The sequence below is a fragment of the Vibrio sp. 1CM7H genome (assembly GCF_023161645.1).
GTDB classification, from domain to species: domain Bacteria; phylum Pseudomonadota; class Gammaproteobacteria; order Enterobacterales; family Vibrionaceae; genus Vibrio; species Vibrio diabolicus.
The window spans coordinates 156,851-183,659 of sequence record NZ_JALNTV010000002.1; the positions used below are offsets into that span (position 1 = coordinate 156,851).

Here is a 26,809-nt window from a genome sequence, read left to right on the forward strand (position 1 = left end):
GAGCGGAGAGAGAAATGAAAAAAGCCGTTGTTGTTTTTAGTGGTGGTCAGGATTCCACGACTTGTCTGGTTCAAGCACTTAAAGAGTTTGATGAAGTTCATGCCATTACTTTTGATTATGGTCAGCGCCACAAGTTAGAGATAGAAGTGGCACAAAAGATCGCAAAGGATCTTGGTGTCAAAGCGCATAAAGTGATGGATGTTGGCCTTTTAAACGAACTTGCGATTAGCTCTCTCACGCGCGATGACATCCCTGTCTCACACGAATTGCAAGAAAACGGCCTACCAAACTCTTTTGTTCCTGGCCGTAACATTCTATTTTTAACGCTCGCAGGAATCTACGCCTACCAAATTGGGGCTGAAACCGTAATTACTGGCGTGTGTGAAACTGACTTTAGTGGTTATCCAGATTGTCGTGACGATTTTGTGCAAGCAATGAACACGGCTTTGGTGAAAGGGATGGACCGTAACCTGACGATCAAAACACCGTTAATGTGGCTAAATAAAGCAGAAACGTGGGCGTTAGCTGATCAATATGACGCGTTGCAACTGGTTCGTGAAAATACGTTGACCTGCTACAACGGGGTCATTGGTGATGGTTGCGGTGATTGCCCATCGTGCGATTTGCGCAAAGCTGGCTTAGATGATTACCTAAACAATAAAGAGACCGTAATGCAGTCTCTTGTGAACAAGCAGGCTGCTGACGTTTAGTCGTGCCTTGCTTTACTGGCTAACATAGTCAGAACTTAGGCTAATTGGCTCATCGTATGCGTCTATAATGATGTTTTTTCCCTGCTTTTTAGCCTGGTATAAAGCTTGGTCTAGTATCGAATAAAGTTCATCAAAGTTGGTAAGCGGCATTGATGTTGAGAGATAGGCCAAGCTAGCAGTTACACTCAAATCACTATTATTTACCGTGCGTACGCACTTCTCTGAAATCGTTTTGTGTAGGCTTTGCACCCGGAAAGGAACGTCAATTTCATCGACGTTTTTCAATAATAAGATAAACTCTTCTCCACCCAAACGGCCGATATACTCTCCCTTATTGAGCTTAGCTTTAAGCACTTGGCAAACTTGCTGTAACACCAAGTCGCCAGTCGGATGACCGTATTGATCATTTATCGTCTTAAAGTCATCAAGGTCGATTAATGCTAAAACATAGCGGAAGTCTTCGTCCGCTTTGGAGGTTTGACCTTTGATGGTCTCTATAATTGCCGCTCTATTCAACGCACATGTTAGACTATCTATTTTGGCTTTTTGTCGTGTTTGTCGCTGAAGTATCAATGCCAGAATGAGCAAGACCAACAAACAGGAAACCACAAAATTATAAGTGCGCTTTTGATCGGTAAGCTTCTCAAATTGATGCTGATTTAAGCTTTTTTCATTATTCAACCGAGCGACTTGAAGATCATATTCGTACTCTTTCTTTGTGAGGTCTAATGCCTCTAATGCTTTAATATTGCTAGCGTCTCGGTTGGCCAATTCAATGGTTGAATAGGCTTCGTGGTGCTCTAATGCCAGTTTATAATCACCTTGGGCTTGGTACGCTTTGGAAAGGAGTAATTGAGCTTGTGCCTGTAATAATGGCCTAGAGTTATTGATCGCTAGTGTTAACGCGACTTTGCCATGTGCAATCGATTTTTCAGTAGCATGGTTTTTCAAATACGCGAACCCAGCAGCTAAATGCCCTTCCGTTTCGAGGTGCGTATTTTCATACGTTTCAGCAATGTCTAAAGCTTTTCTAATGTAATCTACTGCGGTATCCAGTTGCCCACTTTCGGCTAAAACCGCAGACAGCCCTAAGTAGCTTAACCCTTGACCATATGGGTAGTGGAGCTGGTTGAGTATTGTTAATGCATTTTGATAATGATTGATGGCTTTATCGAATTCTTTGGATTTCTTATACATTGCCCCAAGGCTATGTTCGACCTGGGCGACTTTGAGTGGTGTCCCTTCATCTTGACGAGCGAGTAGGGCTTGGATGAGATATTGTTCTGATTGTTCAAACTGCCCAAGCTCTGCTAGCAAATTTCCGACGTCATTGTAAATGCCAGAAGGATCGCTTTGAGCAGACATGTTGGCCAGCAGCTTTCGATAAAGGCTCAGCGCTTTTTCATAGTCACCACGATAGTTATAGTTATTCGCTACCACACGTAACGCGAGATCAATAGGGAAGTTTTCTTGGTGTTGTTGACTTAGATGGCTTTCTAACGACGAGCAATAAAAGTTTGCTTTGTGATAACGACCTTGTTGATTCAACGTATAACAGAGCTGATAGTTCATCAAAGCTTTGCCTTCAGAATCTGAAGTCTGCTTCATTTTTTGTCGCAATGAAGAAAAGCTATTTACTGAGGCGTCATAACTACCATGCTTACGTTCATTTAAGGCAAGAATGTACTCTGACTCTAACTGAGCAAAGTTATTGTTGAGAACTTGGCTGCTTCCATAGTACGGCTGCTTTATGTTCGACATGTATTCATAAATCAGCCCGCTGACGTAGAGTTTTTCGCTGTGCGATTTCGCGGTGTGGTATCGATCTTGAAGCATGCTTAATGCTGAGTCAGGATTACTTCTCAATGTGGTTTGATAAACGGCGTGCCACTGCGTGATATTTTGTTCTGGCTCAATATCTTGAGTGTCACTAGCATATACCGGGGCGAGTAAGAGTGACGCAAGCAAAGGATAGAGCGTGCGCATATTTAAACGTGCCTTATGTTCTTTTGTTGCTTTGGAATTGGAGAATCATAGCGCTATTAATTGATCAGCGTTGTGATTGAGTTGGGTGTACGAAGAAAAAGAATAGGAAAACTATGCACTTGGTCGATATATCAAAAAAAGAGCATCAAAAGAAAGACCCCAACATAAAGTTGAGGTCTAGGAGTCGTTATGCAATGTAAAGCTTTGCTAGATCTTGAGGCTCCATTTCTTTGCCTTCTAGCTGATCGTTCCAGTTAGTACCAACAAGAACACCATCTTCTGCAAGAGTTAAAAGCCAATCTTCAACAAAGATATCTAGTGGGATTTCTAGTACAGTGAAGTCAGCCCATTCTTCAACATTGTGCGCTTCTGCATCTTCTTTCGAAGACCAGAAAGGCATGACTTCACTGTTTTCGAATTCAGTTGAATCGCAAGATAGCCAACCTTCTTCATTGCGTAAACCCCAAACCAGTTGGTTTTCTTTTGTTTCTGCAACAAAAAGGTCAAGGTTTGCTTGGATATCTGATGTAAGTTTGCTCATTTCAAAACTCTCGTTGTTATGACGCCGCTAGGGTAACACTAAAGTGCCGATTCCTAAAGCATAATACGGTTATTGCAATGAGTAAAAATAAAGGAGCCGAAGCTCCTTTTCTTATGTCGTTCTAGGTTTATTAATGCTTGTTTGAACAAACATTAATACAGATATTTTTACCTTTCAGGGAGGGTAGTGAATATTGTCCACTCTTTTTTAATCTCGCCTTTATAACCAACGACAGAAGCAGTTACTCGGCGGTTTAAAGCGTGGCTGACTTCATCGGTACCTTGTTGCGCTAGGTGAGTATCTCCAAAGCCAACAATACGAACTCTGCTCGGTTCGATGTTGTAGCTCAATAGCGCCTCACGGACATTGCGTGCTCGTCTCTCTGATAGATCTTGGTTGTGTTGAGAGCCACCAACTTTACTCGCGTAGCCGTGCAGTTCGATCGACGTAGTAGGGTATTCTTTTAAAAAATCGGACAGTTCACGTACTTGTCTTCTGAACACGGGATTGATTTCATCAGAATCATTGGCAAAAAGTATTCTTACTTGCATGTTATCTGATGCTTTAATGTATTCGCCGCAACCGTCATTGTCGACTTCTGAGCCTTCCGGTGTTCCAGGGCACATATCTCGAGCGTTGATGACGCCATCGTTATCTTCATCTTGAAGGTCAGCGATTTGCTCTGCACTTGGTACAGGTCGATAGTCATACTCGTCTTCAGCAACAACCTGTTGAGTAACGGCGAGAAGGCTTAATGCAAATAGAATTTTCATTGGTTTCATGATTAGTACTCCACCTTTTCATTCCATTCCGTAGGCACATCGACTCGCAAGGCATTTAACAATTGGCCGGTCGCATTCATTACACGGTATTTCGCGTATTGCTCTGAATATCGAGCATCCAAGTAGTTTTTTCTCGCTTCAAATAACTCGTTTTCAGTATTTAACAAATCCAAAAGGGTTCGTTTACCGATGCGATACTGTTTCTCGTAGGCGATAACAGTTTCAGATGCCGAATCTACGTGATCCGCCAGAAACTCTTTTTGCTGAAGCGTTAAATCTAACGCGCTCCATGATAGACGAAGCCCTTCTTCAACGCTGCGGTATGCGCGTTCTCGTAAATCTTTGGCTTTGTTTAGTTGATAGGCAAAGTTTTCAGCATTGGCGACATCACTACCACCATTAAAGAGGTTGTAACGCATACGCAGCATCGCTGTCGTTTCATCGCTGCTTCCTTCGATACCGCTTGCATCATCACGCCACGTTTGAGCCGCTTCTACAGATATCGTTGGATAGTAAGTTCCCTTAGATTGCTTATATTGGAACTTAGCTGAGTCTACATCTGCCATCGAAATTTTGATTACTGGATGCGATTCAAATGCCAAGTCAATTGCTTCATCTATGGTGTAGGGAATAAAGTTCTGGTCCGCTCGCGGAAAAATCAATCCTTGTGGGGACTGTCCGACAAGGCGTGTAAACGTGGTGTGGCTGTCATATAAGTTGTTCTGAGCCGCCACCAAGTTACCGTGAGCTTTTGCTAAACGAGCTTCTACTTGAGTTAGGTCAGCGGTAGACCCAAGTCCTGAGTTAACTCGCTTTTTAATGTCTTCGTAGATCTTCTTATGAACCTTCAAGTTGTTTTCTGAAAGTGTAAGAATTTCATAAGCTTTTACTGAATCTAAGTAAACCTTTGCCACTTCGAGTGCCGTGTCTTGAGCATCAGCGAGCAGTTGATAACGAACTGATTCTGCGTCAGCTGCTGTTCGATCCATATCGTTAAGTGTCGCAGAACCGTCCCATATCAACTGGGTTAGTGTCACGGTGGCTTCTTTTCTTGTCAGATCCGTTGAATCTCGCCCTGCTTCTGCTGGGTTAATGCCTTCATAACCGATACCGGCGTCTAAATCTACGGATGGGAGGTAAGCACCGCCAGATGCTTCATTCACATACTGCTTGCTAACGAATTCATTGAACGCACTTTTGATGTCAGGATTGGTTTTTAATGTGTTTTCAACCGCTTGCTCTAGTGTTTGCCCAAAAGCATGACTAGCTGCGAACACACCAATGCAAAAGGCGTTGGCACGAGTCCACTTCACTGTGATTCTCCTAGATAATAATAAAATTTCTCGAGGTGAGAGGGCTTATAAGTGGGATACCTATAAGGGCGTCAATAATTTAGCGCACAATAACATTAATACACGATGAAGTAACCTGTTGATTCATTGTTCATTTGTTTCATTCTTGATAAATCAATTCATTTGGTGGGTATAAATTTTGAATAAGGATCCCAATTTTAAAGTGAAATTGATGTTTAACAAGAGTTGAGTGGCTTTTATTAAAACAAGACAAATATGCGCATAGATTCCTATTGATGTATGACACATAATTACTTAATTGAGCATCAAATTGCTGTTATTGCACTATATAATCAGGCAATATATAGCAAATTAGTATTGTTAGTCAAAAACTTGACAGTTATTTAGGGTTAAGATTTATATGGATCGTACAGCGTTAGTGTCACTCGGTAATCAAGTCGTCGTAATAGGTTTAGATGGGGAGCTGAGAGTCCTAACAGAAGGACAACAGCCCCTACCAGGTGAAGTGGTAGTGGCAACGACAGATGCTGCACCTCTAAATTTGAACATTCAACTAACTGAAGAGCAAGGCTCAAAAGATATTTCTGATGATGTGGCACGAATTATTGGTGCTATTGAGCAAGGTCAAGACCCTTCTATAGTTGATGAAGAACTCGCGCCAGCTGCGGGTGAAAACAGTGGTTCAAGTTTACAAAATAGTGCCACGATTGCACGGGATGGCACTGAAGTACTGGCCTCAACAAATTTTGAAACTATTGGCTTGGAATCCCTCGGTTTATCTGAAACACAAGCGTTGACCTTAAATGACTTTTTCGCAACAAATATAGAAACCAGTGGAGATGGCTCAAATAAACCACTTACTAATTCTCCAGTGACATTAAGCGCTATCGAAGAAGATAGCGATCCCATCACGATAACTACCGAAGAATTACTATCGAATGTCGATATTGACGATGCTGATACTCTTATCGTTACAAACGTCACTATTGAGAGTGGGAATGGTACTTTAATTGATAACAACGATGGATCTTGGACTTATATCCCAGAAGCTGATGATGATACTGAAGTGTCATTCTCCTATGACATCATTGATGACGATGGGGGTGTTATTAATGGCACTGCTAATTTAGATATTAAGCCTGTTAATGACGCGCCAATAGCGACTAACGATGCGATTCAAACTGACGAAGATTCCCAGGTTGTAATTGATGTGCTCGCTAACGACAGTGACATTGAAGGTGACGATTTATCCATTACTTCTGCTTCTGTATCAGAAAAGCAAGGTATCGTTGAGATTGTCGATGGTAAGCTTGTTTTCACTCCGGCTGAAAACTTCAATGGTAATGCAACTATTAGCTACACCATCTCAGATGGTGAGCTAGAGGATGAAGCTCAAGTCTCGGTAACAGTAAACTCAGTTAACGATGCGCCTATTGCCCTTAATGACGCAACAATTACAGAGGAAGATACCTCAGTAACGATTGATGTGTTGCCAAACGACACTGACATCGATGGCGATGTGTTAAGCATCGAATCGGCGTCTGTGCCGAGTGACCAAGGTCAAGTCGAGATTATTGACGGTAAACTGGTGTTCACGCCAGCCGAGAACTTCAATGGCGACGCTGAGATCACTTACACCGTCACCGATGGTGCGCTGACTGACGAAGCGACGGTCAAAGTTACGGTGAATGCCGTGAACGATACGCCAGTGGTTGAGAGTAGCATTGCAGACCAAACCTTGGCGGAAGATTTCACGCCATACACGATCGATCTGAATGCGGCCTTCAGCGATGTGGATAATGCCGATGGCGAGTTAACGTTTAGCGTATCTGGCAACAGCAACATTCAAGTAGCGATAGTCAATGGTATTGCCACGATCACTCCAACTGCGGACTGGAACGGCTCAGAAACACTGACCTTTACCGCCACCGATCCAAGCGGCGAGAGTGTTAGTCAAACCGTGAACTTCACAGTTGCCCCTGTGGCGGATATTGAATCTGACCGCGCGACAGTCGTGGAAGACACACCAACTATCATCAAACTCTTAGGTAACGACACGTTCGAAGGCGACGATAAAGTGGTGTCGCTCGATACCAATAACGGCCCAGCCAACGGCACGGTCTCGGTCAACCCTGACGGCAGCGTAACCTACACGCCAAACGACAACTACCACGGTACAGACAGCTTCACCTACATCGTTACATCGGGCGGGGTATCGGAATCCACCACGGTGAATGTCGATGTGACGCCAGTGAACGATGCGCCAATGGCGAAAGATGATACGGCAACAACACAAGAAGACACGCCAGTGACGATTGATGTCCTGCCAAACGACACTGATGTGGATGGCGATAAGTTGTCGATCCAATCTGCGTCTGTTCCTGAAGCGCAAGGTAAAGTAGAGATCGTTGATGGCAAACTCGTCTTCACTCCGGCAGAAAACTTCAATGGTGACGCTGAAATCACCTACACCGTTACGGACGGTGAATTGACCGACGAAGCGAAGGTGACCGTTACAGTAAATCCAGTAAACGATGCACCAACTATCAAAGTTGATGCTGTAGAAAGCATCACTGAAGATGCAGTGAACACGGATACGGTAGTGGCGACGCTGGAAGTCGCTGATACTGATACGCCAGAAGATCAATTAACCGTTTCTTTAGAAAACAACTCAAACGGTTACTTCGTGTTGGCTGGCAATGAAGTCAAGCTAACTCAAGCAGGCGTCGATGCAGTTAACAACGACGAACTTAACCTTAAAGACCTAACTATTAGCGCGTCAGTATCGGATGGTGTTAGTCCAACGGCTAACGACAGTGACAGTTTGATTGTGAATCGTGTTAACGATGCACCGACTATCGATAACGTCATTGCAGATCAAGTGCTAGCGGAAGATTTCGATGCATACACGATCGACTTGAATGAAGCATTCAAAGATACTGATTCCTCGCTAGAATTCTCAGTCTCTGGCAATAACAACATCCAAATCTCTATTGTGAATGGCGTTGCTACCATTACTCCGACTGCGGATTGGAATGGCAAAGAGACAATTACGTTCACAGCTAAAGACCCAAGCGGTGAAAGCGTAAGTCAAACGGTGAACTTTACGGTTGCACAAGTAGTCGACATCGAGGCAGACAGTGCGGATGTAGTCGAAGACACACCAACCATCATTAACGTCTTAGGTAACGACACGTTTGACGGCGACGATAAAGTAGTGTCGCTTGATACCAATAAAGGCCCAGCTAACGGCACGGTCTCGGTCAACCCGGACGGCAGCGTGACTTACACGCCAAACGACAACTACCACGGTGCAGACAGCTTTACCTACATCGTTACGTCCGGCGGGGTATCGGAGTCTACCACGGTGAACGTCGATGTGACGCCAGTCAATGATGCGCCTGTGGCAAAAGATGACACGGCGATTACTGACGAAGACACACCAGTGACGATTGATGTCCTGCCAAACGACACCGATGTGGATGGCGATACGCTGTCTATCCAATCAGCGTCTGTACCTGAAACACAAGGTACAGTCGAAATTATTGATGGAAAACTGGTGTTCACACCGGCAGAGAACTTCCATGGCGATGCTGAGATCACTTACACCGTCACCGATGGTTCGCTGACTGACCAAGCGACGGTCACCGTCACCGTGAATGCGGTGAACGACACACCTGTGGTTGAAAGCAACATCGCAGACCAAACCTTGGCGGAAGATTTCACGCCATACACCATCGATCTAAATACCGCTTTCAGCGATGTGGATAACGCCGATGGCGAGTTAACGTTTAGCGTCTCTGGCAACAGCAACATTCAAGTGGCGATCGTCAATGGCATTGCTACGTTCACTCCAACCGCGGACTGGAACGGCTCAGAAATCCTAACGTTTACTGCTACCGATTCAAACGGCGAGAGCGTCAGTCAAACGGTGAACTTCACGGTAGCGCCTGTGGCGGACATCGTGGCAGACAAAGCGACGGTTGTGGAAGACACGCCAACCATCATTAACGTCTTAGGTAACGACACGTTTGACGGCGACGATAAAGTGGTGTCGCTTGATACCAGTAAAGGCCCAGCTAACGGTACAGTCTCCGTCAACCCTGATGGCAGCGTAACCTACACGCCAAACGACAACTATCATGGTGAAGATACTTTCACCTATATCGTCACCTCCGGTGGTGTCAGTGAATCCACCATTGTTAAAGTTGATGTCACGCCAGTAAACGACGCGCCAGTGGCGAAAGATGACAATGCCGTTACTGACGAAGACACACCAGTGACGATTGATGTCCTGCCAAACGACAGTGATGTGGATGGCGATAAGCTGAGTATTGAATCAGCCTCTGTACCTAAAGAGCAGGGTACGGTTGAAGTGGTGGATGGAAAACTCGTCTTCACTCCGGGAGAAAACTTCAATGGTGATGCTGAGATCACTTACACCATCACCGACGGTGTGCTGACTGATCAAGCGAAGGTGACCGTTACCGTTAACTCAGTAAACGATGCGCCAACCATCAAGGTCGATGCCGTGGAAAGCATTACTGAAGACGCAGTGAACACGGATACGGTCGTGGCGACGTTGGAAGTCGCTGATTCTGATACGCCAGAAGACCAATTAACCGTTTCTTTAGAAAACAATTCAAACGGTTACTTCGTGTTGGTTGGCAATGAAGTCAAACTAACTCAAGCGGGTGTTGATGCAGTTAACAACGATGAACTCAACCTTAAAGATCTGACTATAAGCGCGTCAGTATCGGATGGTGTTAATCCAACGGCTAACGACAGTGATAGTTTGATTGTGAATCGTGTTAACGATGCACCGACTGTTGAAAATGCGATTGCAGACCAAGTTTTATCGGAAGATTTCGATGCATACACGATCGACTTGAATGAAGTATTTAAAGATTCCGATTCCTCGCTAGAATTCTCCGTCTCTGGCAATAACAACATCCAAGTCTCTATTGTGAATGGCGTTGCCAATATCACTCCGACTGCAGACTGGAACGGCTCAGAAACCCTAACGTTTACTGCTACTGATCCAAGTGGTGAAAGCATCAGCCAAACGGTGAACTTCACGGTTGCACCTGTGGCGGATATTGAATCTGACCGCGCGACAGTCGTGGAAGACACGCCAACCATCATTAAAGTCTTAGGTAACGACACGTTTGATGGCGACGATAAAGTAGTGTCGCTTGATACCAATAAAGGCCCAGCTAACGGTACTGTCTCGGTCAATCCTGACGGCAGCGTAACCTACACGCCAAACGACAACTACCACGGTACAGACAGCTTCACCTACATCGTTACGTCAGGCGGGGTATCGGAATCCACCACGGTGAACGTCGATGTGACGCCAGTCAATGACGCGCCAGTGGCGAAAGATGACAATGCCGTTACTGACGAAGACACACCAGTGACGATTGATGTCCTGCCAAACGACACCGATATTGATGGCGATAAGCTGTCTATTGACTCGGCGTCCGTACCTGAAGCACAAGGTAAAGTCGAGATTGTTGAAGGCAAACTGGTGTTCACACCGGCAGAAAACTTCAATGGTGACGCTGAAATCACTTACACCGTAACGGACGGCCAATTGACCGACGAGGCGAAAGTAACTGTTACAGTAAATCCAGTAAACGATGCGCCAACCATCAAGGTTGATGCCGTGGAAAGCATTACTGAAGACGCAGTGAGCACTGATACGGTAGTGGCAACCTTAACGGTTCGCGATACTGACACGCCGGAAGATGAGCTTACGGTGTTGCTAGAAAACAACTCAAACGGTTACTTCGTGTTGGTTGGCAATGAAGTCAAGCTAACTCAAGAGGGTGTTGACGCGGTTAACAACGATGAACTCGACCTTAGAGACCTGACTATCAGCGCGTCAGTGTCGGATGGTGTTAATCCAACGGCTAGCGACAGTGATAGCTTGGTTGTGAATCGTGTTAACGATGCGCCAACAGTTGATAATGTCATTACAGATCAAGTGTTATCGGAAGATTTCGATGCATACACGATCGACTTGAATGAAGTATTCAAAGATTCCGATTCCTCGCTAGAATTCTCAGTCTCTGGCAATAACAACATCCAAATTTCTATTGTGAATGGTGTTGCTACCATCACTCCGACTGCGGATTGGAATGGCAAAGAGACAATTACGTTCACAGCTAAAGACCCAAGCGGTGAAAGCGTCAGTCAAACGGTGAACTTTACGGTAGCACCAGTAGCTGACATTGAGGCTGATAGTGCGGATGTAGTCGAAGACACACCAACCATCATTAACGTCTTAGGTAACGACACGTTCGAAGGCACTGATAAAGTGGTGTCTTTGGACGCCGATAATGGTCCTAAAAATGGCACCGTCATTGTGAATAACAACGGCACGGTGACCTACACACCAGATGACAACTACGTCGGCAAAGATACGTTCACTTATGTCGTGACATCAGGCGGTGTATCCGAATTCACTACCGTTGAAGTCAATGTGACGCCGGTCAACGACGCGCCAGTGGCGAAAGATGACATCGCTACGACACAAGAAGACACCGCAGTTACTATTGATGTTCTGCCAAACGACACTGATGTGGATGACGATAAGCTGAGTATTGAATCAGCCTCTGTACCTAAAGAGCAGGGTACGGTTGAAGTGGTGGATGGAAAACTCGTTTTCACTCCTGCAGAAAACTTCAATGGCGACGCTGAAATTACCTACATCGTAACGGATGGTCAATTGACCGACGAAGCGAAAGTGGTAGTTAGCGTTAACCCAGTAAACGATGCGCCAACCATCAAGGTCGATGCCGTGGAAAGCATTACTGAAGACGCAGTGAACACGGATACGGTAGTGGCGACGTTGGAAGTCGCTGATTCTGATACGCCAGAAGACCAATTAACCGTTTCTTTAGAGAACAATTCAAACGGTTACTTCGTGTTGGTTGGCAATGAAGTCAAACTAACTCAAGCGGGCGTTGATGCAGTTAACAACGATGAACTCAACCTTAAAGATCTGACTATAAGCGCGTCAGTATCGGATGGTGTTAATCCAACGGCTAACGACAGTGATAGTTTGATTGTGAATCGTGTTAACGATGCACCGACTGTTGAAAATGCGATTGCAGACCAAGTTTTATCGGAAGATTTCGATGCATACACGATCGACTTGAATGAAGTATTTAAAGATTCCGATTCCTCGCTAGAATTCTCCGTCTCTGGCAATAACAACATCCAAGTCTCTATTGTGAATGGCGTTGCCAATATCACTCCGACTGCAGACTGGAACGGCTCAGAAATCCTAACCTTTACTGCCACCGATCCAAGCGGCGAGAGTATTAGCCAAACGGTGAACTTTACGGTTGCACCTGTGGCGGATATTGAATCTGACCGCGCGACAGTCGTGGAAGACACGCCAACCATCATTAAAGTCTTAGGTAACGACACGTTTGATGGCGACGATAAAGTAGTGTCGCTTGATACCAATAAAGGCCCAGCTAACGGCACGGTCTCGGTCAACCCTGACGGCAGCGTAACCTACACGCCAAACGACAACTACCACGGTACAGACAGCTTCACCTATATCGTCACCTCTGGTGGTGTCAGTGAATTCACCATTGTTAAAGTTGATGTCACGCCAGTAAACGACAAACCTGACAGTGAAGACTTTACGCATGTGGCCGATGATCAGCTTACGCACATTGTGTTTGATACCGATACGAAACCTCTGGGTAGCGGTGACTCTCAAGATCATATCGCGGATGTTGAAGACGACTTAAAAGGCAACGATCTACATGTCCGAATTACTGAACTGCCAACCTCAGGTACGTTATTCTTTAAAGATAGTGATGGTGAGTTGCACGAAATTAAAGAAGTAAGCGATACGCTTTATGACAAAGACAGCCTTTACTATGAAGCTGATAATGTTGGCTTCTTATTAGGTATCAAAGATCGTCCAAATACGCCTAATGGCTCGGAATCTACAACAGATTTCAATAACTGGGGATTAAGTGAAGATGGTGGTCCATCACATTCCCGTACTGAGCATTTAGCAAATGGAGCCTCTATCACCATTTCTTCTGATAGCGATGAGCTTGCGCAATACAACCGCCAGGTGTCACACATCGGCAATGGTATCGCTGACAATGATGGGCAGGGTATTGAGAAGGGTGAAACGATTACGATCGATTTGTCTAATAACCCTGTGGGCAGCGTAAACCTTGGACTAGATGGACTAGGTGGATTGTTTGATTACGGTGATGACAACGCAGCGCTTATTACGGTTACATACTTAGATTCAAATAATGTCCAACAGACTCAAACGTTCGAGTTTTTGAAGCCTGAAGGCAACTTCATGCTATTCCAAGAAACAAGCGTTGGTTATGGGAAAGATCTAGCTCTTCCTGAAGGTTCGGTCATTACTCAGTTAGATTTTTCTACGAAAAATGAAGGTAACTGGGAGTTACGTTATGTAGAAGGTGTTCCTGCAGAGGACAGCTTTGGATATGTGGCCGTCGACTCTGAAAGTGGCGTTAGCGATCCATCTACAGTCAATATCGTTAATGAAATGCTAGATGGTAATGTTGCTGAAAATGGGCCAAGTCTGTCTGTGGTCGGTGATAGCGTGACTGAGGGTGACAATGTCACTTTTTCGGTTGTTCTAGATGAAGTCACCAGTACTGCTGTTAAGTACCAAGTTGATATGCTTGCTCAAGGTTCTTCAGTTGATAAGAATGACGTAAATCTATCAAATGCAACCTACACAAATGGTGTTGTTTTCTTAGGTGGTTACTTGATTGTTCCTGCAGGTATAAGTAGCTTCGAAATATCGATTCCGACTATTGATGACTTGGTTGTGGAAAGCAGCGAAACGATCGTTCTTGAGCTCGGCGGTGAAACGGGGACGGCAACAGTTCTTGATAATGATAGTTCAGAACTTAGCGTAGTAGATGCCGGCGATGTCATTGAAGGAACTGACGCAATATTTACCGTTTTACTCTCTAACCCTGTTCAAGAGGCCGTTGTCGTCAATCTGAAGTCAACAACAAATGATAGCTATACTGCGGAAGATGTTGATCTAGGCACTATGGTAGTGACCTATGTGGATACTCATGGTCAAACTCAAACATTAGATATAGCGCCTAATGGAGACGTTACTATACCTCCAGGTGTCGCTGAAATTAAAGTCGCAGTCTCGACCAAACTAGATAATGTCCATGAAGGTGATGAGAGCTTTGGTCTGACGGTTACGGAAATCGGTAGTGTCACCAGTAATGGTATTGCAACTGGTAACGCAAATATTGTGGATTCTGATCCTGCACCTTTAGTTAGTATTAGTGCCGATCAAAACAGCGTAAATGAAGGTGAAACGGCAGGCTTTACGCTGACACTTGATAAAGTTGCAGATGAGAGCGTTACGGTTCATGTCGAATATAGTGGCGTGGCCCAAGATGGAAAAGATTTTGTTGGCGTTCTGAGTGTTGAAGTTCCTGCGGGTCAATCTTCAGCTGCTCTTGACTTACTGACGCTCACCGATGGTATTTATGAGGGCGCAGAATCTGTCACAGTAACCATTAAAGAGGTGGATGGCGCTGATGCGAGCATTGCTTCAAATAACGGCGCAAGTGTTGTGATCGTTGATGCCCAAAGTGCACCGAAAGTGACTATTGGCTCAGATCAATCCTCAGTTGATGAAGGTAGTGATGCAAAATTTATCGTCAACATTGGCCAAAAAGCAGATGAAGATGTACTGGTAACATTCACAATCGGCGGAAATGTTGATGACAAAGATTATATTGCTCCAAGTACTTACACAGTCACGATTCCAGCGGGTAAAACGTCGGCGCCGATTGATATAAGAACTCTCGATGATGGTATTTACGAAGATCTTGAAAACCTAACTGTGACTCTAATTGGTACGGTTGGTGCAGATTCGACGCTTGCAAGTGACTCGAATGAAGCAACAGTCTCTATTATAGATGCTCAGCACGCTCCAGAGTTTATTTCTGGCGGCGATAGTGCTGGTGACAAACCAAATGATGATGTTTACGACTTCGGGTCAGTTAACGAAAACACGGTGAGTGGGTCCGTTATTGGTACGGTCGTTGCTGAAGATCACGATAATGACGTGCTTGTATACCGCTTTGCAGATGGCTCGACCACTAATGGTATTTTTGATATCGACCCGACAAGCGGAGAGATTTCATTGAACAAGACAATCGATGATGTTGACTTGGGCGATTATACGCTTCAGGTTGAGGTTATCGATGGAACTGGCGGGATTGATACTGCCGAGGTCAATGTTTCTCTGGTAAATGTGAATGATGCACCTGAATCTTCGCCTTCCGCGGTTGAGATGAGTGAAGATACCCAAGTGATGCTTGATTGGTCATCATTCGGTATTAGCGATGTGGACTCTAACGTATCAGAGCTCTCCGTCCAAATCACAACGCTTCCTAGTGATGGGTCATTAGAGTATAAAGATTCGCAGGGCGATTGGCAGTCTGTCCAAATCGATCAAGTGCTTGATAAATCGCTCTTTGATGAAAACAGTGTTCGTTTTGTACCTGAATTAAATGAGTCTGGCAGTGACAGTTTCGGCGGAAATCAAGTCGGAGACCAGGAGTCTAGTTACGCTCAAATTGGCTTTAAACCAACAGATGGACAGAGTACCGGTCAAGAGTCAACACTGACAATAGACGTAAACCCTATCGCTGATAAACCGAACTTAATCGCAGTGACGCACGAGAACTCATTACCCCAACAAGAGTTTAACGTTACGACATGGAGTAATGTTCAAGTTGGTTCTAGTGATGGTATGGGGGTCAATGGAGAGACTCTAATCTCAGCGATCAACGCTCTTGATGAAGCCGATGGTACTCGATTGAGTTGGGCAAATGTGGAAGATTTAGGGACTCATGCAACCTTGGCAAATGAGGCCGTTCTAGTCACATCTCTTGTTTATCTCGAAGCTGGCTCGAGTTACGACTTTGTCGGTCAAGCCGATGATAGCCTTGCAATCAAGTTGGGTGGTACGTTACTTGATCAAGCTCGTTGGGGTAGTGACAGTGGTGATATTAAGGGTGCTAGCTTTACCCCTTCGGTATCTGGCTTTTATCCAATTGAAATTTATCACCATAACCAAAGTGGTCCGGGTAACTTTAATGTGGATGTATCCATTAATGGACAAGCACCTGTCAATCTGAGCAACAGCAGTCTTTACGTAGTTAGTGATGAAAGTGCACTAGAAGCAACTGATATCAGAACGTCTGAACTACAAGAAGTTAATGGTGTTGCGTTTTACGAAACATATCAGCTGAACGAAGGGTTACAAGATACAGCGATACCGCTCTCTGAAATTAAAACAAGCTTAAATGATAAAGATGGCTCTGAATCACTTAAAGTCACGCTAACTGGCTTACCTGTAGGTGCGATCCTTTCAGATGGAAACAGTTCTATTACTGTAGCAACCATTGATGAAGAACTGGACGTGACAAGTTGGGCATTAGATACACTTACTGTGACTCCACCAGCTGGCTCCCATGATGACTTCACAATCAATTTGACGGCAACGAGTACAGAACGCGCGAATGGTGATTCAGCAGAGTCTAACTTAGCGATCAATGTTGTAGTACATGAGAACTTACCGACGGAAACGGAAAGTGATATTGGTAAGACCAACGAAGATAATTCGCTACAGGGTAACGTATTGCGTAATGACTCTGATGACGACAACCTTCTGATGGTTGATCACATTACTATTAATGGCACTGACTATGCGGTAGGTGAAAACGTATCTTTGACTAGTGGCACTTTATTAGTAAACCAAGATGGTAGTTACGTATTTGAACCTACCGAGCACTGGTCAGGTGATGTTCCATTAATTAATTACACCACAAATACTGGCGCAACAAATACGCTTGATATCAACGTTGTCGCAGTTGCAGATGCCCCTGCGATCACGATTAATGTTGGAGAGTTAGTAAAGAGAGATGCTGTTGATCCTAATCACAACTTAGCCACTTCTGCGATAGATAAAACGCCTACAGAGAATGAACTCGTCGCTGCTGATCTTGGTTTGGATGATGTCGTACAAAAAAATCACTCATACGCCGGAGTGATGCTAGGAGACAACAACGACAGAAGTGATACCGATGGCTTATTCGTTGGGACTGATTACAATGACACCTTCTACGGTGGCGGCGGTGATGACGTATTTATTGGCGGTGGTAATAACGACTCTTTCTATGGTGATGATGCGTCCACTATTACAGATTATGATGGCCAAGATACGGTTTACTTAACTGGAAACTTCAGTGACTACAAAATGACCTTCAAAGACGATCATGGAGGTCAAGTCCCATATTGGATTTTGCTAGATAATCGTTCTATCGATTCGGTAAACGACCACACAGGTAGTGATGATCGTGGTGATCACTTATATGAAATTGAACGAATTGTTTTTGCAGACAAAGTCGTTGAATTGAAGCCCGACGGCACCTATGAAGTGCTTCAAGAGCGTTGGATTCCCGTTGATATTAACGTTGATTTGGTTGATGTCGATGGAAGTGAAAGTTTGGCGCAAACTGTTTTTGTGGAAGGTTTGCCGGATGGTGTAGAGCTGTATATCGATGGACATGCCGTTAATCAGGACGCAAACGGTAATTACCTTGTCACTTTGGATGCTAACGGTAAGGTCTCTTTAGATATCAGAGTGCCGTTTGATTATGAAGGTAGTCTAGAGTTCCCACTAAGCGTTACCGCGACGTCGGTTGAAGAAGCAAATAATGATGCTGCTTCAACAACAGAGTCTGTTGAGCTTACAGCTCGTGACTATGTTCTAGAGTCGGGTTCACATGGGAACGATCAGATAACGGGCAGTGACGATCACGATATTATTGTTGGCGATGTCCAAGGATTGGAGATTATTGCGGGTCAGGACTACAACATCGCCTTTGTTTTGGATACTTCAGGGAGCATGGGTAACTGGGTAGGAACTGCTAAGCAAGAAGTGCTAGATGTGTTTGATGAACTGTTAAGCGCTGCAAATCAGGGTGAGAAGCCTGGAACAGTGAATATTCACCTCAGTGAGTTTGCTTCAAGTGCGTCAGCAGTTATTTCCGTTGACTTGAGTTCTCCAACAGCAAGAGATGAGTTTGTAAAAGAACTGAATAGTGCTATAGGTGATGAGGGTGACGGCGGCACAAACTATGAGGCGGGTTTACAGTCAGCTGTTGAATGGTTTAGCAGTCAACCTAACCCTAATGGCCAAAATATCACGTACTTTGTTACTGATGGTCAACCAAATAGAGCAACGCATCTCTATCATTTAGCGCCGAATGAATTCTCGAAAGTGATTTTGGATGTCGATGATTCTGGCAAGCTTGTTACCCTGCAAGATATAGTTAGTAACAGTAGTTATTCATACGGACAGACGGTTACCTACAAAGGTGACGTCGTTATAGATAGTTACGGTCAGGTATATTCACCGCTAACAGGCAGAACCCTTGGTGATATCGACAGATATAATGGTTCTATCCGTTACTACGATGAAGGTGGTAGCTCAACACAAGCTCAACATATGTATCAAGTGTTAGCAGCATTGTCTTCAGTAGAGTCGATAGGTCTTGGTAGTGGTGTTGATGAACAAACACTTAAGCAGTATGACACTGATGGTGTGGTAGAGTCAGATATCGATGTTACTAAACTTGCTGAAACGATATTGGGTCAAGATGTGCCCCTAAAACAAGGCTCAGACACTATTCAGGGTGGAGAAGGTGACGATATCTTGCTGGGTGATTTAATTGAATTTGGCGGTAATGAGCAAGGTTTGAGTGCGATTCAATCACATGTGGCACAGCAAACGGGTCAAGATGTTTCTACCATTGATGGTGAAGACATCCATGAATACGTTAAAAATAACTTAGAAGAATTCAACCAATCTCACCAAGGTGATAAGTCGGATAACTTATCTGGTGGTGCTGGCAACGATTTACTGTTTGGTCAGGGTGGTAACGACATACTCGTTGGCGGTGAAGGTGATGATATTCTGATTGGTGGTTTAGGTAATGATATCTTAACGGGAGATGAGGGCTCTGACATCTTTAAGTGGAGTGAAGTGACCAACGAGGTTGATACGGTTACTGATTTCAACAAAGATGAGGATACTTTAGACTTCTCCGATCTGTTTGATGACTTATCTAAAGATGAAATTGGAGAGCTTCTTACTGATCTTCAGTCCGGTGATCATACTGGTGATGTCGGAGAGTATCACGTAGAAGTGGCACCAGATGGCGGCTCGGAAGCGAACTTGAGTATTACGAAAGGCGGCTCGACATTGGACATCCATTTTGATGGTGCAAGTGTCGATGATGTGACTCAAAGTCTGATTGCAAGTTTAGAAGCGCAATACAAAGACATGTAGTAGTCTAGTCACAGGGAAAATTGAAAATCAAAAAAGGTCTAGCATTTTGCCAGACCTTTTACTTTTAAACTCAGTTCATCGCGATGTTAGCTCTTAGGAAGTGTCGTGAAAACGGTCCACTCTTTCTTCACTTCACCTTTGTGGCCAATCACCGTTGCGGTGACTCGACGGTTCAACGCATGACTCACTTGGTCGGTGCCTTGTGTTGCAAGTACCGTGTCTCCATAGCCGACAATGGTGACTCTATCTCCACTAATACCATTCATCATGAGTTCTTTTCTAACGTTCTCAGCGCGGCGTTTAGATAAGTCAAGATTGTGTTCTGCAGTACCAGTACGACTGGCATAGCCCTGAATCTCTATCGATGTATTTGGATACTCCTTCAAGAAGTCGGATAGTTCTCGAATTTGCTCCGTAAAGATAGGATTGATCACATCGGAATCATTCGCGAACAGAACTCGAATTTGCATTTCTTGCGAGGAGTCGACATACGAACCGCAGCCATCGTTATCAATCTCGGCACCTAAAGGAGTCCCCGGACATAAATCGCGCTCATTAATGACTCCATCAGAATCATCATCAAGATGATCTGCCCACTGATCGGCAATTGGCGTATCAATATAATCATATTCATCGCCTTTATCGGATGAACTGCATGCCGAAATCATCAATGAGAGTGCAATAAGAGTTATGTATTTCATAATTAATACTCCACTTCTTCTAGCCATTCTTTAGGCATTTCAACCCTTAATGCACTCAACAGTTGACCTGTTGCGTTCATCACTCGATATTTGGCGTACTGCTCTGCGTATTTAGAATCTAAGTAGTCTTTACGTGCCTCAAAGAGTTCGTTTTCAGTATTCAATAGATCAAGCAGCGTTCGCTTACCAATGCGATATTGTTTTTCATACGCAATAACGGTTTCAGATGCCGAGTCTACATGATCTGACAGGAACTCTTTTTGCTGTAGGGTCAAATCCAGCGCGCTCCATGAAAGCCTTAACCCTTCTTCAACATTGCGATAAGCACCTTCACGTAAGTCTTTCGCTTTATTTAACTGATAGGCGAAGTTTTCTGAGTTTGCAGCGTCACTGCCGCCATTAAATAGGTTGTAGCGTAGACGTAGCATGGCAAGTGTCTCATCACTGCGGCCTTTTAAGCCATCAGCGTCGTCACGCCATGTTTGTGAAGCTTCAATGGAAATGGTTGGGTAATTAACACCTTTAGATTGTTTGTATTGAAACTTAGCAGAGTCTACGTCTGCGAGCGCGACTTGGATGACAGGGTGTAGTTCAAATGCCAAACCTACCGCTTCATCAATGGTGTATGGAATGAAATTCTGATCCGCTCTTGGAAAGATCAACCCTTGCGGGGTTTGACCCACTAAACGAGTGAACATAGTGTGAGAGTCGTACAAATTATTTTGAGCAGCTGCCAAATTACCGTGCGCTTTTGCCAAACGTGCTTCTACCTGTGTTAAGTCAGCGGTAGAGCCGATACCTGAGTTGACTCGTTTTTTAATGTCTTCGTAAATATCTTTGTGAACCGCCAAGTTATTTTCAGAAAGCTTGAGTATTTCGTAAGCTTTTACTGCGTCTAAATACACTTTGGTGACTTCAAGCGCTTTATCTGATGCATCGGCCAAAAGTTGAAATCTAACTGACTCTGCATCGGCTGCGGTACGATCGATATCATTTAAGGTTGCACTGCCATCCCATATGAGCTGAGTTAGTGTTACCGAAGCTTCCTTTCGAGTGTAATCTGTATCCCCACGTCCCACCTCGTCAGAAGGGTCTAATCCCTCGTAACCAATGCCCGCATCTAAATCAATAGAAGGTAAGTAGGCGCCCGAAGAGGCTTCATTTACGTATTTTCGACTGGTGAACTCGTTAAATGCGCTCTTAATGTCAGGATTGTTTTTTAACGTCAATGCCACGGCTTGCTCTAAAGTTTGACCGAAAACGGGTAAAGACACTATTAAACTACAGCAGCAAGCAATATTTAGTCGGTTCCATTTCACGGTATTTCTCCTAAAAATTCGTGTTGCTTTTTGCTATTTCATCTCATAACTGAGACGAAACATCATAAATAACAGTGCTTGAGTAAGGGATTTATCAACCTACTGTTAAAACAAAGCTTTTGTTTCAAAAACCCAAGATTTCGCCTTTTAAAACCTTAGCACATATGTCGAATGTTGCTTAGCAACATAGCAAGTTTAGCTCGGAGAAAAGCTTGAATTCTTAATATCATAGCGTTTCACGGCCTGTGTCACTCTGCGCTTTTTTGTAACTCTGCCCCTAGAGTTATCAAACGTCCTACAAGCTACACATACAACGAAAATATGATGATTTTGACTAAACTATAGACGTAAATGTAGAGGTGACAAACTTTTGACTTGGTTTGAAGTGGGGCGAGGTAGATATGGATCGAGTAACTTTGAGCTCATTGATGGGCAACATCGTGGTTATCGGGCTGGATGGGGAAATCAGGACCCTAGAAGAGGGACAACTACCTCAACCAGGAGAGTTAATAATTGATGAGGTATCAGATACTTCTGAGCTTGTGATCGAGCAGGTGACACCACAAGGAAGTTCGATAAACGTAACTGATGATATCACAGCGTTAATTGAAGCAATTGCTAGTGGGGAAGACCCGACTGAGCTGGGTGAAGAGTTTGAGCCTGCTGCAGGTGAAGGAAACGGGTCTAGCCCACAAAATACGGGGGCTATAGATCGCACAGGTGCTGAATTACTCGCCAGTACCAATTTTGAGACAGTGGGAACTGACGGAACAGGATTTTCAAGTACTCAGGTAGAGACGCTACTCGATATTTTCCAAATACAACCACCAGAACCAACAGCAATATCAGTTCCTGCAACAGTAATTGTTCAAGAGATTTCTAGCCCAACTGTCAATGAGGGCGATCTGGTTTCCTTCGACGTCACACTTAACCAACCAACAGAAGACAATATCAATATCACTTTTTCTCTGTTCGATCAGACTGCGACTGGTGGATCTACTGACGAGAGCGGAAGTGACTACGTCAACGAGAGTGTTCTCATAACATTTTCCGATGGCACAACAGAAGAAATCTCAGTCGATGACAACGGTATTTTTACTGTGTCGGTCCCGTTAGGTGAAAATGGTTTTACGGTTTCTCTCGATTCTATAAATGACTCTATATTCGAAGGTCCAGAAACATTTACGCTTTCTGGCAACACAGAAGAACAAAGTACACCTGCAACTGGGATTGCAACCATTGTTGATGATGGTAGTGGGCCTGGTTTAAGTCCTGATGATGATCGTCCAACGGTAACGATGAGCGATGCAGGGACGATTAATGAAGGTGAGTTAGCCAGCTTTAAAGTGTCTTTATCTAATCCATCAGCTACAGATGTTGAGGTCGAACTAAGTCTCAACCTCGGTGATACCGAAGCCGGCGACTTAGGCACCTTGGAATACAACACGGGCTCCGGTTGGGTTACGGTGCCAAACGACGGTGTGGTGACGGTGCCTGCCGGGCAGACTCAGTTTGATGTGCGCATTGCTTCCATTGATGACGCCGTTTATGAAGGTCCTGAAGATTTCAGTGTTACGGTAACGGGCATTGGTGCGGTGCAAGGCAGCGATACGGGGACGGCAACGATTGTGGATGACAGCAGTGGCCCTGGACCTGATCCCGATGATGACCGTCCGAGTGTGGCTATTACCGACGCTGGCACCATTAATGAGGGTGAGACTGCGAACTTCAAAGTCACCTTATCGAATGCCTCCGAGTCGAGTGTTCAAGTTGAACTTGGCCTCAACTTAGGCGATACCGAAGCGGGTGACTTAGGCACCTTAGAATACAACACGGGCTCCGGTTGGGTTACGGTGCCAAATGATGGCGTGGTGACCGTGCCAGCCGGGCAAACCGAATTTGATGTGCGTATCGCTTCTATTGATGACGCCGTTTATGAAGGCCCAGAGGATTTCAGCGTTACGGTAACGGGCATTGGCGCAGTACAAGGCAGTGATACGGGCACGGCAACGATTGTGGATGACGGCACTGGCCCAGGACCCGATCCAGATGATGACCGTCCAAATGTCTACATCGTTGAAGATAGCGTGGGTGTTAACGAAGGTACCGATGCTGTGTATACCGTTAGATTATCGGCGGCGGCCGATATCGATGTGACCGTCAGGTTGAACACCTCAACCGACGGCAGCAACACGGCGGAAGCGGACGATATAGGTAGCTTTGTGGTGACCCTTGCTGATGGTGTGACAGTGGTGAATGCCAACAGTGACGGTACGTATACCATTCCCGCCGGTGAGAACGAGCTGAAAGTCACTGTGCCAACCACAGATGATGGCGTCTACGAAGGGGATGAAACCTTCACTGTGGCGGTACAAGGTGACACGGGCGTCCTAGGCAGTGACAGTGCGCTGGGCATTATTTACGACGGTGGTAACGGCCCTGGTCCCGATCCAGATGATGACCGTCCGAATGTCTATATTGTCGAAGATAGCGTTGGCGTGAATGAAGGTACTGAGGCTGTGTATACCGTTAGATTATCGGCGGCGGCCGATATCGATGTGACCGTCAGGTTGAACACCTCAACCGACGGCAGCAACACGGCGGAAGCGGACGATATAGGTAGCTTTGTGGTGACCCTTGCTGATGGTGTGACAGTGGTGAATGCCAACAGTGACGGTACGTATACCATTCCCGCCGGTGAGAACGAGCTGAAAGTCACTGTGCCAACCACAGATGATGGCGTCTACGAAGGGGATGAAACCTTCACGGTTGCAGTGCAAGGTGCAACTGGAGTACTTGGTACTGACACTGCGTTGGGCATTATTTACGACGGCGGTAACGGCCCTGGTCCTGACCCGGATGATGATCGCCCGACCGTATCTATCTCAGATGCGGGTATCGTAGATGAGGGTGATATCGCGACGTTTACCGTGTCATTGAGTAATGCTTCGGAAGGTACAGTCCAGGTGCAGTTGACCTTAAACCCAGACGAAACAGAAGTGGATGATCTTGGCTCGCTAGAATATAACACCGGAGCAGGTTGGGTTGCTGTGCCTGTCGATGGCATCGTAACAGTGCCAGCAATGCTTACCGAATTTGATGTGCGCATTGCGACCATTGATGATGAAGTTTATGAAGGTCCGGAAGACTTCAGCGTGACCGTGACGGGTTTGGGCGCAGTTCAGGGCACCGATACTGGTTTAGCGACCATTGTGGATGATGGCACTAAAACGGACGACGATCGACCAACTGTGTCTATCTCGGATGCGGGTACCATTGATGAAGGTAGTTTCGCTACATTTACCGTGTCATTGAGTAATGCTTCAGAAGCCGCGGTCCAGGTTCAGTTAACGCTGAACCTGGATGAAACAGAAGTAGGTGACCTTGGCACTCTAGAGTACAACACCGGTTCAGGTTGGGTAAGTGTACCTGTCAGTGGCATCGTGACGGTGCCGGCAGGTATGACGGAATTTGATCTACGCATCGAATCAATTGATGACGGTGTGTACGAAGGCCCTGAAGATTTCAGCGTTACAGCAACTGGCTTGGGAGCAGTGCAAGGCAGCGATACTGGTCTGGCGACCATCGTGGATAACTCACCACCTACAGCCCGTGATTTCATCATTTCGCTCGATGTTCAAAATGGTATTTTCCCGGTTCAGGATGTTGAATTTGATGGATTAACGACGTCTGGGGAACAGCGTGTTGAAGATCTCGAAGATGACGCAGTTACTGCAAATGATGATGATATTTTAATTCAGGTCGTTAGCCTTCCTGAACACGGTGAACTGTATTATGTGGATGGAAATGGACAGGAAGTCATTATAGACGAAACCACACAGTTCCCTGAAAACACAGAGGTTAAGTATCGTCTGACTGAAGATTTCTTTGAGGAGCAGAGCTTTGACTCAGCCGATCTTCTTGAAGATCAAGGGAAAGATATCTTGGTTGGTTCTTACACTCCTCCTAACTCGAACTTAACGTTCACTGGAGGTCAGATCACCACCATTGGCAACAGCATCATCTTTGATTCCGACGCTCAGATTTCAGTCGATTTTGCGAATCAACAGGTCGGGTTGGTTGTCGTTTCGCCAAATGAAACGGGTCAGGGTGATGAAATCAGTACTGGTGAATATATTACGTTAGAACTGGATGAGGATTTATCAGCAAACGAAGCGAAACTGAACTTAGCCAGTCTGAATGACCGCTTCAACAGTGGTGGTGCATGGTTAACGGCATACATCTTCCTAAATGGTGCACTTGTTGATGTTCAGCAGTTTTACTCAACGGATATTACTTATACCAGCAACCACGAAGGTTCTATTACTGTTGCGTTAGCAAATGGGAGCTTTGATGAAATTCGACTTACTCCAGAAACCGATAGCGCGAGTGATAAAGCGGGCTTTACCTTGGTGGGGACTGAAATTACCAGCTTTACTGATGTGAACGATGACTTTACTTATCAGGCAATCGACACTGATGGTGCGGTAAGTAACGAAGCTACGGTAGCGGTTGATTTCGAGAACGTCACGGTAGAGGCTGTCACGGCGCTTGGTTATCAAACCATGGCCTTAAATTCGGATCTGAATCTGGTTATGGGGACAGATGGCGATGATATTCTGGTTGGTACTGAAGGCAATGACCTGATCATCGGTGGTTTAGGTAATGATATCTTGACTGGCGGTGAAGGTGATGACGTATTCAAATGGACAGAAATGCAATCCGCAACGGATACCGTGACAGATTTCAGTGACGGGGATCAGCTTGATTTTACCGATGTATTTGATGATATGAGTGGTACGGATATCTCCGCCTTGCTTGATGATCTTGGTTCGGGTGACTATCGCGGCAGTGTGGATGACATTTCCGTTGAAGTGACTGAAAGTGGAGGTAACTCGACGTTAACCATCAACAAAGATGGACAACAGCTAGAGGTTAACTTTGATGGTGCCTCTGCAGCCGATATTGCCAATAGTCTGATTTCTAATCTCGAGCAATTACGAGAATAGATGGCCCAAAAAAAACGGAGCGTTTTTTCGCT

Annotated in this window: 9 protein-coding genes; 3 read left to right on the forward strand and 6 right to left on the reverse strand. The window is 45.1% G+C overall.

Translation table 11 applies throughout. From position 1 onward, the window contains the following. Window positions 1-14: 14 nt before the first annotated feature. Window positions 15-710 carry a 7-cyano-7-deazaguanine synthase QueC gene (queC, locus tag MSG33_RS09140; protein ID WP_065646445.1) on the forward strand — a complete coding sequence of 232 codons (696 nt, stop codon included), beginning with the start codon at window positions 15-17 and terminating at the stop codon, window positions 708-710. 12 nt (window positions 711-722) lie between these two features. Here the strand turns inward: queC and MSG33_RS09145 are convergent, their stop codons facing one another. The 4 genes from MSG33_RS09145 to MSG33_RS09160 form a co-directional block, all read right to left on the reverse strand. Further along, window positions 723-2,696, reverse strand: coding sequence for a diguanylate cyclase (locus tag MSG33_RS09145; protein WP_248380746.1), 1,974 nt, complete (start codon window positions 2,694-2,696; stop codon window positions 723-725). A 187-nt stretch (window positions 2,697-2,883) separates the two neighbouring features. Continuing rightward, window positions 2,884-3,237: a DUF2750 domain-containing protein gene (locus MSG33_RS09150; protein ID WP_005395049.1), complete on the reverse strand. Its 354-nt coding sequence runs from the start codon at window positions 3,235-3,237 to the stop codon at window positions 2,884-2,886. 167 nt (window positions 3,238-3,404) lie between these two features. Beyond that, a complete protein-coding gene (locus MSG33_RS09155; protein WP_046874949.1) occupies window positions 3,405-4,019 on the reverse strand; it encodes an OmpA family protein in 615 nt (204 codons plus the stop codon). A gap of 2 nt (window positions 4,020-4,021) precedes the next feature. Continuing rightward, window positions 4,022-5,332, reverse strand: coding sequence for a TolC family outer membrane protein (locus tag MSG33_RS09160; protein WP_005395046.1), 1,311 nt, complete (start codon window positions 5,330-5,332; stop codon window positions 4,022-4,024). 400 nt (window positions 5,333-5,732) lie between these two features. Here MSG33_RS09160 and MSG33_RS09165 point away from each other — a divergent pair, with 400 nt between their 5' ends. After that, window positions 5,733-19,748: a tandem-95 repeat protein gene (locus MSG33_RS09165; protein WP_248380748.1), complete on the forward strand. Its 14,016-nt coding sequence runs from the start codon at window positions 5,733-5,735 to the stop codon at window positions 19,746-19,748. A gap of 86 nt (window positions 19,749-19,834) precedes the next feature. Here the strand turns inward: MSG33_RS09165 and MSG33_RS09170 are convergent, their stop codons facing one another. After that, window positions 19,835-20,449, reverse strand: a complete 615-nt coding sequence (locus MSG33_RS09170) for an OmpA family protein (protein ID WP_006741557.1) — start codon at window positions 20,447-20,449, stop codon at window positions 19,835-19,837. 2 nt (window positions 20,450-20,451) lie between these two features. Further along, complete coding sequence (locus MSG33_RS09175; RefSeq protein WP_048626423.1) at window positions 20,452-21,768, reverse strand: TolC family outer membrane protein; 1,317 nt, start codon at window positions 21,766-21,768, stop codon at window positions 20,452-20,454. A 401-nt stretch (window positions 21,769-22,169) separates the two neighbouring features. On the opposite strand from MSG33_RS09175, the gene MSG33_RS09180 reads away from it, so the two are divergent. Next, complete coding sequence (locus tag MSG33_RS09180; RefSeq protein ID WP_248380751.1) at window positions 22,170-26,777, forward strand: Calx-beta domain-containing protein; 4,608 nt, start codon at window positions 22,170-22,172, stop codon at window positions 26,775-26,777. Window positions 26,778-26,809 lie beyond the last annotated feature (32 nt).

Coding starts and splice junctions, on each gene's coding strand:
- MSG33_RS09155 (WP_046874949.1), bottom strand. CDS start 4,019: ATGAAACCAATGAAAATTCTATTTGCATTAAGCCTTCTCGCCGTTACT.
- MSG33_RS09145 (WP_248380746.1), bottom strand. CDS start 2,696: ATGCGCACGCTCTATCCTTTGCTTGCGTCACTCTTACTCGCCCCGGTA.
- MSG33_RS09170 (WP_006741557.1), bottom strand. CDS start 20,449: ATGAAATACATAACTCTTATTGCACTCTCATTGATGATTTCGGCATGC.
- MSG33_RS09180 (WP_248380751.1), top strand. CDS start 22,170: ATGGATCGAGTAACTTTGAGCTCATTGATGGGCAACATCGTGGTTATC.
- MSG33_RS09165 (WP_248380748.1), top strand. CDS start 5,733: ATGGATCGTACAGCGTTAGTGTCACTCGGTAATCAAGTCGTCGTAATA.
- MSG33_RS09150 (WP_005395049.1), bottom strand. CDS start 3,237: ATGAGCAAACTTACATCAGATATCCAAGCAAACCTTGACCTTTTTGTT.
- queC (WP_065646445.1), top strand. CDS start 15: ATGAAAAAAGCCGTTGTTGTTTTTAGTGGTGGTCAGGATTCCACGACT.